We start from the raw sequence: 12,475 nt of genomic DNA on the forward strand, positions 1-12,475 counted from the left end.
ATAAAATCCTGCGCACCCTTAAATGCTGAGAAGCCTGATCCTTAATGCGCCTCCAGCCAGTTGTCGCCAACGCCCAGGCCAACTTCCATCGGTACGCTCAGCGGCAGGGCATTTGTCATCAGTTCCACGATCTTCGGCGTCACGATCTCTATCTCCTCCTTTGGGGCGTCGAACAGGAGTTCGTCGTGCACCTGTAGGATCATGCGGGTTTTTAGCTTTTCCTGGCGCAGGTAATCGTGTATGTTGATCATGGCGATCTTAATGATATCGGCAGCCGTGCCCTGCATAGGTGCGTTGATAGCATTGCGCTCGGCAAAAGCACGCACCGTTTGGTTGCGGGAGTTGATGTCGCGCAGGTAGCGGCGGCGGCCCAGCACAGTCTCGGCATACTCCAGCTCTCGTGCCTTCGCAATGGCGCTATCCATGTACTCCTTCACGGCCGGGAACTCCTGGAAGTATGCCTCAATAATGTCGGCAGCCTCGCGGCGTGGGATGCCCAGGCGCTCTGCCAGGCCAAAGGCAGATATGCCGTAGATGATACCGAAGTTCACCGTTTTGGCTTTGCGACGCATCTCGCTGTCCACCTGCTCCAGTGGCACGTGGAACACTTTGCTGGCGGTGGAAGCGTGAATGTCAAGCCCGTTCTTAAAGGCTTCTTTCATCGTAGGGTCGCCGCTAAAATCTGCCATAATGCGCAGTTCTATCTGCGAGTAGTCGGCAGAGATGATCTGGTGCTTGCTGTCGCGGGCCACAAAGGCTTTCCTGATCTCACGGCCACGCTCCGTCCGGATCGGGATATTCTGCAGGTTGGGGTTGGTGGAGCTGAGGCGGCCGGTGGCGGTTACAGCCTGGTTAAAGGAAGTATGCACACGCCCGTCTAGCTCGCACACCAGCTGCGGCAGCGCATCGATATAGGTGGACTTCAGCTTGCTGAGCTGGCGGTGGTCAAGTATAAGCCGGACAATTTCATGCTCCGGGGCCATCTTTATCAGGATCTCCTCGCCGGTGGCATACTGGCCCGTTTTGGTTTTCTTGATCTTGGACTTGCCGTGCAGCTCCAGCTTATCGAAAAGTATCTCGCCCAATTGCTTCGGGGAGCCAATGTTAAATTGCTCGCCGGCAATCTCAAAAATGCGTTTCTCTATCTGGATGATCTCGCTCTCAAGCTGTGTGGAGTAGTCGGCCAGCACCTCGGAGTCTATGGTTACGCCTTCGTTCTCCACGTCGGCCAGCACCTGCACCAGCGGGTTCTCCACGTCGCGGAAGAGCTTCATCAGCCCCTGCTCCTGCAGCAACGGCTCAAAGTATAACTTCAGTCGTAGTGTGATGTCTGCGTCCTCGCAGGCATAGTCCTTCACCTCCTCCGGCTCCAGGTCAGCCATGGTTTTCTGGTTCTTGCCCTTCGGGCCGATCAGGTCGGTGATGGGCACCGGGCTGTAGTTGAGGTAAGTCTCGGCCAGCACGTCCATGTTGTGGCGCATCTCTGGCTCCAGCAGGTAGTGCGCCAGCATGGTGTCAAAAAGCGGTCCCTGCACCTCCAGGTTATACTTCTTCAGTACCAGGATATCATACTTGATGTTCTGGCCTATCTTAGAGATGTTGGCGTTCTCCAATACCGGTCTGAACTCATCAACTATACTTTGTGCTTCCTTCAGGTTATCATGCGGAACAGGCACGTAATAGGCCTCGCCAGGGCGGTAGCAGAACGACATGCCCACCAGCCTGGCTGTAATCGCGTCTATACTTGTGGTCTCGGTATCCCAGGAAATTTCGTCTTGCTTTAAAAGATACTGGATCAGGCTCTGGCGCAGCTCCGGCGTGTTGATGAGGTGGTAATCCTGCAGCGTGGTTTTTATACTTTGCATGGCGGCAGGCAAAGCTTCCTCTGCTACCTCAGTCTCTTCTGCCACTGCAGGGGCACCAAATAAAGACGTTTGGTTTGAGTCCACGGCCTTGCCTCTCTTAGCGCCTTTTGCCAAAGGGGCGGTAGCAGCCTCTCCCAGGCTTTTGCCCAGCACGCGCTGCGTCAGTTGGCGGAACTCTAGCTCGGCAAACAGCTCTGTGATGCGCTCCTCATTCGGGCCATCGTAATGCAGGCCTTCCTCGCTGAACCCGATGGGAACATCGCAGTGGATGGTGGCAAGCTCTTTCGACATCATGCCTTGGTCGGCGAATTTCTCCACGTTCTCCTTCTGCTTGCCCTTAAGTTGGTCGGTGTTGGCCAGTAGGTTCTCCACAGAGCCGAAGCGCTGGATAAGGCTTTTAGCTGTTTTCTCGCCAATACCCGGGATGCCCGGGATGTTGTCCACGGCATCGCCCTGCAGGCCAAGTATGTCGATAACCTGCTCCACGCGCTCCACCTCCCATTTTTCCAACACTTTCTGCACATCCCATACTTCGATGGCGTTGCCCATGAAGGCCGGTTTGTAAAGAAAGATATGATCGGTAACAAGCTGGCAATAGTCCTTGTCCGGCGTCATCATGTATACATCGAAACCGGCTTTCTCGGCTTTCTGCGCCAGCGTGCCGATAATGTCGTCGGCCTCGTAGCCATCCATAATCAGGACAGGGATGTTAAAGGCCTCTACAATCTTCTTACAGTAAGGAATGGCGATGGAGATATCCTCCGGCTGGGCCTGCCGGTTGGCCTTATAATCGGCAAAATTATCGTGGCGGAAGGTTTTGGCGGCCGAGTCGAAGGCGACGCCGATATGGGTGGGCTGCTCTTTCTGCAATACCTCTACCAGCGTGTTGGTAAAGCCGAGGGCAGCGCCTGTGTTCATACCTTTGGAGTTGATGCGCGGGTTCTTGCTGAAGGCAAAGTGCGCGCGGTAGATCAATGCCAGGGCATCTAACAGAAACAGTTTCTTACGTGGTTCGCTCATGGGGCTAATTTAGTTAATTTCGGGCTAATCCGTGGCACAGCGGGCTCAACTGGCTGCCGATTTATACTTTAACCGCACAAGACAGGTTAGGTTGGCCAACTGCTGCCCCTGTTACGATACAGCTTGGAGGTGCAGCTCCCCACACTGTAGAAATTATCAGCAAAACAAAAAATACGCAGGCAAAATTTTAAACCTAGTTTTGTTGTTGATTTACAGGTGTTTATGGGTTTGTTTCGTTTTTGGCACAGTTATCTCATAAGGAAAGGGCAGAACAGAATAATTTTTATAACTGAACTAGACCATGAAAAAAGTAACTGTATTAGCGTTTGCCTTCGCGGCATTCGGATTCATATCAACAGAAGCAACAGCACAAACACAACCACAAAACAACCCTTCTACTCAGCAGCCGCAAACAGAGCAGGTGCAGGAGCAGCAGGACGCCAACAAGCAGCAAATCACGGAGGAGGAGTTGCCTGAAGGTGTAAAGCAAGCCCTGCAAAACGAAGCCCTGAAAGATTGGCAGGTTAGCGAAGTATATAAAGTAGCTCCAGATGCCGCGGCAGGTGCTGACGCCAAAGCAACTTACGAAGTATACTTCACTAACGCTGAGCAGAAGCAGGCTGTAGCCCGTTTCTATGAAACTGGTAAGCCGGTTGCCGCTGCACCAGCGGAAGCAGCAGGTGACGTGAAGTAATTATCCTAAAAGTATAACTCTGACGAACAAATAATATGAATAAGATAAGTGTATTAGCGGCGGCATTTGCGCTGGCTGGCTTTACAGCCCAGGCGCAGGAAGCGGCTACCCCAACAGCTGCCCAGCAGCCTGCACAGCAGGAGCAGGCGCAAGGAAAACAGAAAATAGGTCCTGAAGAGCTTCCGGATGCCGTGAAAGAGGCTATTGTTACCGGCGAAGAGTACCAGGGCTGGACAATGGGCGAGGCTTTTAAAGTACAGCCTGCCGAGGATGGAGCTCCTGCCACTTACGAAGTGCAGTTTATTAACGCTGACAAGCAGCCGGTAACGGTACGCTTCGACGAGACTGGCAAGAAAATAGAAAGCTAGTTCACGCCGCAAAGGCTTTATATATAATCTACAGCAGCGCCCCCGTTTCACAGCGGGGGCGCTGCTGTTTTATGGGCATTAAAAAAGGAGTTATATTGGCGGAAACGAAGCCAGATAGAACAATACGCTGGTAAAAATCGTTACTTAGTAGCTTCCTGCACTCACCCGGCGGGTAGTAACACGTAAAATCTATTATGCCAAAGATACTTCTGATTGATGACGATCCAGCTTTCTGCCTGATGCTGAGGGGCTTTTTGCAGCGCCAGCAGTATGAGGTGGAAACCGCATACACCGCAAACGACGGGCTGCGACTGCTCAAGGCCTCATCTTTTGACCTGATCCTGACAGATTTCCGGTTACCAGATAAAGACGGCCTGGAGTTGCTGACACAAATACGTGTTTTAACACAGGAAGTACCCGTTATCCTGATGACAACTTATGCCGATATTCGCACAGCGGTAAAGGCCATTAAAATGGGGGCCTTCGAGTACATCACCAAGCCCATCAACCCCGACGAAACACTGCTGGTTATCCAAAACGCGCTGAGCAAGAAAGCGGAGCCTAAGCGTGAGGCAACTGCTGCCTCCGGGGCTGGCAGCATACAATTTGTGCGGGGGCAGAGCCCACAGTCCGAGCAGATAGAGGAGTTTATCAGCTTGGTGGCCCCCACCAACCTATCCGTGATTATTGAAGGCGAAAGCGGCACGGGCAAGGAGTATGTGGCCCGCATGATACACCAGCAGAGCAAGCGCCATAACAAGCCCTTTATTGCCATAGACTGCGGCGCCCTATCCAAAGAACTGGCCGGCAGCGAGCTGTTTGGGTATGTGAAAGGAGCCTTTACGGGCGCCATGAAGGATAAAGAAGGGCAGTTTGAGGCGGCCGAGGGCGGTACGCTGTTCCTGGATGAGATCGGTAACCTGCCTTACGAGGTACAGGTAAAGCTGCTGCGTGCCCTGCAGGAGCGCAAGGTGCGGAAGCTCGGTAGCACCTCCGACCAGCATGTGGATGTGCGCGTGTTGGCCGCTACCAACGAGGACCTGGTGCAGGCTGTTTCTAACGGGCAGTTCCGTGAGGACCTCTACCACCGCCTCAACGAGTTTAAGATCAATATTCCGGCGTTGCGCGAACGCGATGGCGATGTACTTTTATTTGCAAACCATTTTCTGGAGCAGGCAAATCTGGAGCTGGAAAAGCAGGTAAAAGGCTTTGACGCAGCGGCAGAAGAGGCGCTACTCAAGTATACCTGGCCAGGCAACCTGCGCGAGCTTAAAAATGTGGTGAAGCGCGCGGTGCTGCTGGCAAAGTCGGAGCATGTAACGCTGCAGGAGCTACCCAATGAGATCGTGCATTACACGTCAGCTCCTGTGCAGCAGGCTGCTGTTTCTTACGCTGGTGCCAACCCAATGGACACCGACCTTAAAAGTATAAACGAGCGTACCGAGCGCGAGATGATCATGACGATGCTGGAGCGTGTAAAGTATAACAAGTCCAAAGCGGCCCGCCTGCTCAACATAGACCGAAAAACGCTTTACAACAAGCTAAAACTCTATAATATAGAGATCTAAACTGCCTCTTAGCTGGTGGCCTCTGCCATGGCATTCAGGTTTTGCATCTCCAGTTGCAACGCCCGTAAAACTTGCTGTACTTGTGGTTGCGCGGCTTGCACGGCTTGCTCCAGCACTGCCACCTCCTGCTGACCAGTATGTAATACCTGCTCCAGTTGCAGCAGGTGTGGCGTTACGGAGTGGGCTTTGAGGTGCTTAAAAGCGGTCAGCATTTTGTGTGCCATGTTGCCAGCGGCCTCCCAATTCTGTGCTGCCGCGGCTTGCTGCAGTTGTTCCAGGTTCTGCTCCTGGTCCTGTACCAGTACCTCAAGTATAGCGGCCAGCGCCTGGTGATCGTCTCCGGTAAAGAGGCGCATCTCGCTCAAATCGTATAAACCCCCTTCTTCGGATGCTTTTTCTTCAGCCTCTGCCACCCTTTTGGCAGGGGCTGCTATACTTTGCTGCTGTGGCACAGGCGTTGGCTCCGGGGCAATAGGTTCGGCAGGCAAGGCTTCTGCTAGTTTCTGGTGCAGCTCCTGCTCTGTAAACGGTTTCAGAATATGGCCCGTGATGGCGGAGTTTTTGAAGAAACCAGCCTCGTTGCTCAGGATATTAGCCGTAAGCGCGATAATAGGCACCTGCTTATCAAGTTTGCGGATGTTTCGGGCCACGGTTTTGCCGCTCATGCCCGGCAGCTGAATATCGGTGAGCACGATGTCGAAGGAGTGCTGCTGCACCAGCTCCAGCGCCTCCTGCCCGTCGTTGGCAAGGTGCACCTGCATGCCCCAGCGGCTCAGGATCAGGTTGCAGAGGGTACGGCTGTACGCATCATCATCCACCACCAGGGCTTTAAAGCCCCTGAAGGCAGCGGGCAGGGGAACAGCTTCGGCAGGTGGCGCCGGTGCCTCCTGCTGCGATACCTGCATCGGCAGCACAATGGTGAATGTAGTGCCCTGGCTATACTCACTTTTTACCATAAGGGTGCCGCCTTGCATATCCACCAGTTTCTTGCTGATGGGCAGACCCAGGCCGGTACCACCATACTTGCGGAGGATAGAATCGTCGGCTTGGTTGAACTCCCCGAACACATGCTGCAGGCGCTCCTGTGGTATGCCGATGCCCGTGTCAGACACAGCTATACTTAGGGCTACGCGGCTGCGGCGACGGCTGCGAAGCCTCACGTCAACCTTCACCTCCCCCTGGTGTGTAAACTTAATGGCGTTATCGACCAGGTTGAACAGCACCTGTTTCAGGCGCAGTGCGTCGGCGCAGAGGCTGTCAGGTATGGCAGAGTCGGTATGGAAGCTCAGAAGTATACTTTTGCTTGATGCCTTAAGGGCAAAGGCCTGCTCTACCTGCGTCAGGAGCTGGCGCAGGCTAAACGGCGTATGGTTTATCTGTAGCTTGCCCGCCTCCATTTTAGACAGGTCCAGCACATCGTTCACGATGTGGAGCAGGTGCTGGCCGGCGCCATCTATGGCCTGCAGGTGCTCTGCCTGCTGCGGTTGCAGCGGCGTGTGGCGCAGTTGTTGTGTAAAACCAAGCACAACATTAAGCGGAGTACGCATCTCGTGGCTCATGTTAGCTACAAAAGCCTCCTTGGCGCGTGCCAGTTGCACGGCCTCCTTCTGCGCCTGTATCAGCCTGGACTTGTAGTTGTTGCTGCGTGTCAGGTCGCGGAGGATGACGAGAATAAAGGCAATGCCGCTGACAAGGCCTAGCATACCTATGGCGAGCATAATGCCGGATGTCTCCTGGGCCACCTTGCGGGCTTCGTTAGATTTCAGGGCTGTCTGCTCCTGCTCGTGGCGCTCCAGCTCATGCATCATGGTACGCACCTGGTCCATAATCTGCTTATCCTGCTGCAGCAGGGCCAGTTCTTTGGCCTGCAGCTGCTGTGCCTGCTCGTCGGCCTCGCGCTGTACATTGTGCAGGATGCGGCGCACCTGGTTAAGGGGCGCAACAGGAATGGCCGCGGTGCTCGTGTCTACTTCTACCTCCTGCTTTACGTTAAGCTGCGGTACAATTACCTTGGGCGGTGGCGGCAGATTTTTAGGCTCCTTTTCTTTTTTAGAGAATATTTTTCCGAAAAACCCACGCTTATCTTCTTTCTCCTCTACCTGCTGGGGCACATCCAGCGACTCCCCTGCATTCGTGCCGTTCATGTCCAGCCGATCGGAGATGGTGGTAGTGGTGTGCTGGCGGATGGTGGTGGAAAGTGGCTTTTGCTTGGCTGTAGAGGCAATCTGGCGCATGGCTTTGCCAGAATAGTTGTTCTCTTTCTGCTGCTTTTTAAGGGCAACATACAGGTTCAGGCTTTTCTGTTTTTCGTGTAGCAGCGCGGATATGGAGTCTACCTGAGCCAGTTCTCTGGGGCTGTCCTGCATAAGGTGCTCAAGCGAGTCTATCCGGCTCTGAATGGTGTCGAGGTGGCTCAGGTATGCTCTAAAATGCTCCTCGTTGGTGGTGAGGGTATAGGCACGGATAGCGCTCTCGGCGGTAGAAATGGTAGAAAGCGTTTGCTGCAGCTCGACCAGTTTGGTGTTTGGCTGCGACAGCACCTCTACAGAATCGAGCAGTTTGGTAAAGCTGGTATAGGTAAGGTAGATGGCCGCCACCACGATACTCAGTGCCAACGTGAACCCGATCACTACCTTGGTTTTAATACTATCCCCAGATATCTTCATGTAACTAAAATACGGTTTTTTGCTTTGCCAGAGACTGGTTTAGGTTATATAACGCCATAACAACAGAAATGATTACAGAAGGGTGCCGCTTGGGGGGATTTTGGGAAACTTTCTGTTTTTCTGGAAGTATGGTTTAGCTGGAGTTCTTAGTGGTTTTGTACTGTTGCCTTATACTTGTCTTGGCTATACTTTCCCCTTCTGGCGCAAGTCTCCAGACTGGTGTCCTACAATGGTGTTGCGTTTGTAACTCGACTGTAGCCATACTTTATACTTTGGCTATCTTCTTACACCTGTCAATTTCGCTGTTCCTGACATCCCTGTCCGAAACTTCTCTGCCGCGGATTTCCTAGTTCGCGCAATCCGTACTTTATACTTCCATAGCCACTGCTTTCTGCCACTTGAAACAAGCTATCCTTACTAGCCGCCGTTCATCCTCAGTCTTACAAACCTACCGTTTCATCTCCAGCCTTGGCTCCCTCCAGCCCGGGAGGGCTCGTCTTCCCGCATCGCGCTGTGTTCCCTCCTGCGCCAGGGCGCTGCCACTCTCGCGGCACCGGATCTCACAAGGCGCTCAACGGAAAGACTGGGAACAGATTCGATAGCCGCTGCCTTTGCTATGGAACAAGTATGATTCCCCTCCTCGGAGGGACTAGGGGTGGGTTTACACCTGCAAAAGCTCCCTCCCCTGTTTTGGGGGTAGGGGCCCTCGAGAAAAGGAGAGGGTTGGGGTAGGGTGAAAATTCCCCGCCTTAAACAAGGAGGAGTTAGGAGTGATTGGACCCGACACGGCGCAAACTTCCTTTTTAGACAAAAAAGCTATGGAAAACTGTGTTCACATATTACTGCAGATACCAGTAATCCGAAAACCAAGATCAAAAACCGGGCAGTGGCAAGACTTATACTTTACCAGTGCCCGGTTTATACTTTAAAATTGATTTTATACTTTACCAGCTGCTGCTGGCGCCGCCTCCGCCAAAGGAGCCGCCGCCAAAGCCGCCGAATCCGCCGCCACCGCCTCCAAAGCCGCCACCGCCGCCGCCAAAAATGCCACCACCGGAACGGAACGTGCCGAAGCCGCCCGGCACAATAACCGGACCGCCAAAAGTGCGGGCATAGCGTCTGCCGCCACGGCCACCACCACCCCCTCCCCTTCTGGAAAGTATAAATACCACCAGCAACACAATTATGATGATGAAAAATAGCGATGGGCCTCCTTCACCGCCCTCTCCCGTTTGGGAAGGATCGGCCTGGTAGGCTCCACTGGCAAGGCTGATGATAAGGTTAGTGGCCTGGTCGAGCCCGGTATAGTACTCCCCCTGCCCGAAGGCGGGTTTCAGGGTGCGTTCTGTAATGCGCTTGGCCAGTGCATCCGGAATGTAGGCCTCCATGCCGTAGCCTGTTTGGATGGCCACTTTGCGCTCGTTCTTGGCAACAAGTATGATCAGGCCGTTGTCGTTCTCTTTGGAACCTACTCCCCAGCGCTCTCCCAGTTCCGCGGCATACTGGTTAGGGTCGTACCCGCCTATGGAGGTAAGGGTTACGATGGCTATCTGGGTAGAGGTCGTGTCGTTGTAGTTGACCAGCTTCTGCTCCAGGGCCTGCTCCTCATCGGGGCTCAACATATCGGCCATGTCGTTTACCAGGCGCGGGGGAGTTGGCCGGGGCGGAAAATCATCGTCCTGGCCAAAGCCTGCTATGCTCAGGAGGCAAAAGTAAAGTAAAAGGGATAGGTGCTTCATAAGTATACTTAGTCTCCGAACGAGATGTCGTCGCTCAGTTCGTTGGTATCGCCGTGGCGGTCGTAAGGGAAGTGGGCCTGCAACTGCTCGCCGGCCATGTGCACGCCGAGGGCAAGCCCCTCCGCATACTTTTTCTGCTTAAAGTGCTTGATGACCACTGCTGTAATGTCTTCCCAAAAATGGTCGGGCACAATAGCATTTATACCGGCATCACCTAGCACGGCAAACTGATGATCTTCCAGCGCCAGGTAAAACAGCACCCCGTTCCGCTGCTCTGTCTGGTGCATGTGGAGCTCGGCAAACACTTCGGTGGCGCGGTCCAGCACATCGCCTTTGCAGTTGCTCTCTACGTGTACGCGTATTTCGCCGGAGGTTTTCTGCTCAGCTTCCTGTATCGCTGCTACAATTTTCTGCTCATCGTCCGGAGTAATGATATCTCTAGGCATAAAGCTCAAGGGTTAAAATTGTTGGAGTGTTAAAGTATAAACCGTGGTATTGGTCACCAATTTAACACGAAAGCCATCAAACAACTGAAGACGTTAAAACTCTACCGTTGGCGCCTGCTGGGCACTGGCTTCTGCCTCGAAATAGCCTTTTTTCTCGAAATCGAACATGCCGGCTATGAGGTTGCGCGGGAAGGAGCGAATATAGGAGTTATAGTCCTGCACGGTTTCGTTAAACTTACGCCGCTCCACGGCAATGCGGTTTTCGGTGCCCTCCAGCTGCGCCTGCAGTTCCAGGAAGTTCTGGTTGGCCTTTAGTTCCGGATATCTTTCCACGGATACTAGCAGCCTGCTCAGGGCGCCGCTCAGTTCGCCTTGCGCTTGCTGGAAGCGCTGTATGTTCTCCGGGGTCAGGTTGTCGGGGCTGATGTTGACGCTGGTGGCTTTGGCGCGGGCCTCTATCACCTGGGTAAGTGTTTCCTGCTCAAAGTTAGCAGCGCCTTTCACTGTATTCACAAGGTTAGGGATCAGGTCGGCGCGGCGCTGGTAGGCATTCTGCACGTTGGCCCACTGCGATTCCACAGTTTCATCTTTCTCTACCATTGTGTTATAGCCGCACGACGACAGGGAACTGATCATTAAGAATCCAACGAGGTAAAAAAATAGTCTTTTCATGGTTTTAAGTATGTGATTAACTATACGCTTTTGTATGCCTGTAGGGCCATATCTGTACGAATTTAACAAATGCATGTTAGACCTTGCCCTTAAATATGTAAAAATTAATAGAAAGCTATGTTTTAAGCTTGTGCGTATGCGTATAGCAATGAGTGAATTTACCATAACGTAATGAGGTGTTAGCGTCTGAGCGCCTTTACTTTATAAAATTAAATCAATATATTGCAGGAAATGTATAGTGTATGAAAGCAGTTATACCTGTAGCAGGCGTTGGTTCAAAGCTTCGGCCGCACACGCACACGCAGCCTAAATCGCTGGTGCCTGTGGCTGATAATACTATACTGGGGCACATCATAGACAAGCTGCTGGAGGCTGGCGTCAGCGAATTCGTTTTTATTATCGGTTACCTGGGTGAGAAGGTGGAGCGCTACGTGCGGCAGAAGTATCCGGAGATCAGCGCCGAGTTTGTGGTGCAGGAGCCACGCGAGGGGCTGGGGCATGCGCTTTGGGTGGCCCGCCATACTTTTTCTGAGGATGACAGCGTCCTGATTATACTCGGCGATGCCATTGTGGATGTGGACCTGAAGGCGATCATTGAAGCGCCCTACTCGGTGCTGGGTGTAAAGAAGGTGGCCAAGCCCTCGCTGTTCGGGGTAACGGAGATGGGCCACGATGAGTTTGTGGTGAAGGTGGTGGAGAAACCCAAGATACCGAAATCCAACTTTGCGCTGGTGGGGCTATACAAGATCATGCACCCGCAGAAACTGATTGCCTCACTGCAGCACATTATAACAGAGGATATAAGAACACAGGGCGAATATCACCTGACAGATGCCCTGATGCACATGATCAAGAACGGGGAGAAGATGGTGCCCTGGAGCGTGGATCACTGGTTTGACTGTGGCCGGAAGGAAACCCTTTTGGAGGCCAACGCTACTTTGCTTGCCCGGCCTAAGTTCCGTGACCGCGACTACAGCAGGCTTTGCCCGGGCTGCATCATCATTCCGCCGGTAAGTATAGGCGAGGGCTGCATCGTTACTAATTCTATCATCGGGCCTAACGTAGCCATCGGCGATAACACAACTATTACCAACTGCGTACTCAGCAACTCCATCATCGGCTCCTACTCCGAGCTGCGTTTTGCCGTTATGCACGACTCCATCATCGGCAGCGACGCCTCCTTCAAAGGCTTCAGCCATAGCCTGAACATCGGGGATAGCACCGAAATCAACTTTGGGCAGTAGCAATTTAGGCCTGAAATGCTTATCGGTTTTCCGAATTAAGTGAGATACTTTTATAACGGACTTGGCCATAAGGTGGCGTAGCTGGCTTATGGGTGTGGTGTGCGCCCAGTATGGGCACCTGATACGAAAGGTATCATATTATTCCAGAGGGTGCAAGTCCCTTACAGGCGAGTTGGTGAAGCCTGTTAGCAAG

At 53.1% G+C, this 12,475-nt stretch carries 9 protein-coding genes; 4 read left to right on the forward strand and 5 right to left on the reverse strand.

The features are described from left to right. Positions 1-41: 41 nt before the first annotated feature. Entirely contained in the window at positions 42-2,885 is a 2,844-nt protein-coding gene (polA, locus tag OO017_RS12170) for a DNA polymerase I (protein ID WP_266052769.1), read from the reverse strand. 301 nt (positions 2,886-3,186) lie between these two features. Here polA and OO017_RS12175 point away from each other — a divergent pair, with 301 nt between their 5' ends. The 3 genes from OO017_RS12175 (at position 3,187) to OO017_RS12185 (ending at position 5,515) form a co-directional block, all read left to right on the forward strand. Beyond that, on the forward strand, positions 3,187-3,579 hold the full coding sequence (locus tag OO017_RS12175; RefSeq protein ID WP_266052770.1) for a hypothetical protein: 393 nt from the start codon (positions 3,187-3,189) through the stop codon (positions 3,577-3,579). A gap of 35 nt (positions 3,580-3,614) precedes the next feature. Continuing rightward, positions 3,615-3,947, forward strand: a complete 333-nt coding sequence (locus tag OO017_RS12180; protein ID WP_266052771.1) for a hypothetical protein — start codon at positions 3,615-3,617, stop codon at positions 3,945-3,947. A 194-nt stretch (positions 3,948-4,141) separates the two neighbouring features. Then, positions 4,142-5,515: a sigma-54-dependent transcriptional regulator gene (locus tag OO017_RS12185; protein WP_266052772.1), complete on the forward strand. Its 1,374-nt coding sequence runs from the start codon at positions 4,142-4,144 to the stop codon at positions 5,513-5,515. Between the two features lie 8 nt (positions 5,516-5,523). Here OO017_RS12185 and OO017_RS12190 read toward each other — a convergent pair whose 3' ends face one another. The 4 genes from OO017_RS12190 to OO017_RS12205 all read right to left on the reverse strand — a co-directional run bounded on the left by OO017_RS12190 (position 5,524) and on the right by OO017_RS12205 (position 11,038). Further along, positions 5,524-8,181 carry an ATP-binding protein gene (locus OO017_RS12190; RefSeq protein WP_266052773.1) on the reverse strand — a complete coding sequence of 886 codons (2,658 nt, stop codon included), beginning with the start codon at positions 8,179-8,181 and terminating at the stop codon, positions 5,524-5,526. Between the two features lie 944 nt (positions 8,182-9,125). Further along, positions 9,126-9,920, reverse strand: coding sequence for a TPM domain-containing protein (locus tag OO017_RS12195; RefSeq protein WP_266052774.1), 795 nt, complete (start codon positions 9,918-9,920; stop codon positions 9,126-9,128). Positions 9,921-9,928: 8 nt separating this feature from the next. Beyond that, complete coding sequence (locus OO017_RS12200; RefSeq protein WP_266052775.1) at positions 9,929-10,366, reverse strand: TPM domain-containing protein; 438 nt, start codon at positions 10,364-10,366, stop codon at positions 9,929-9,931. A gap of 93 nt (positions 10,367-10,459) precedes the next feature. Further along, complete coding sequence (locus OO017_RS12205; protein WP_266052776.1) at positions 10,460-11,038, reverse strand: LemA family protein; 579 nt, start codon at positions 11,036-11,038, stop codon at positions 10,460-10,462. Positions 11,039-11,280: 242 nt separating this feature from the next. On the opposite strand from OO017_RS12205, the gene OO017_RS12210 reads away from it, so the two are divergent. Next, positions 11,281-12,282, forward strand: coding sequence for a sugar phosphate nucleotidyltransferase (locus tag OO017_RS12210; RefSeq protein WP_266052777.1), 1,002 nt, complete (start codon positions 11,281-11,283; stop codon positions 12,280-12,282). Positions 12,283-12,475: the final 193 nt, after the last annotated feature.

Source organism: Pontibacter anaerobius (genome assembly GCF_026241195.1).
GTDB classification, from domain to species: domain Bacteria; phylum Bacteroidota; class Bacteroidia; order Cytophagales; family Hymenobacteraceae; genus Pontibacter; species Pontibacter anaerobius.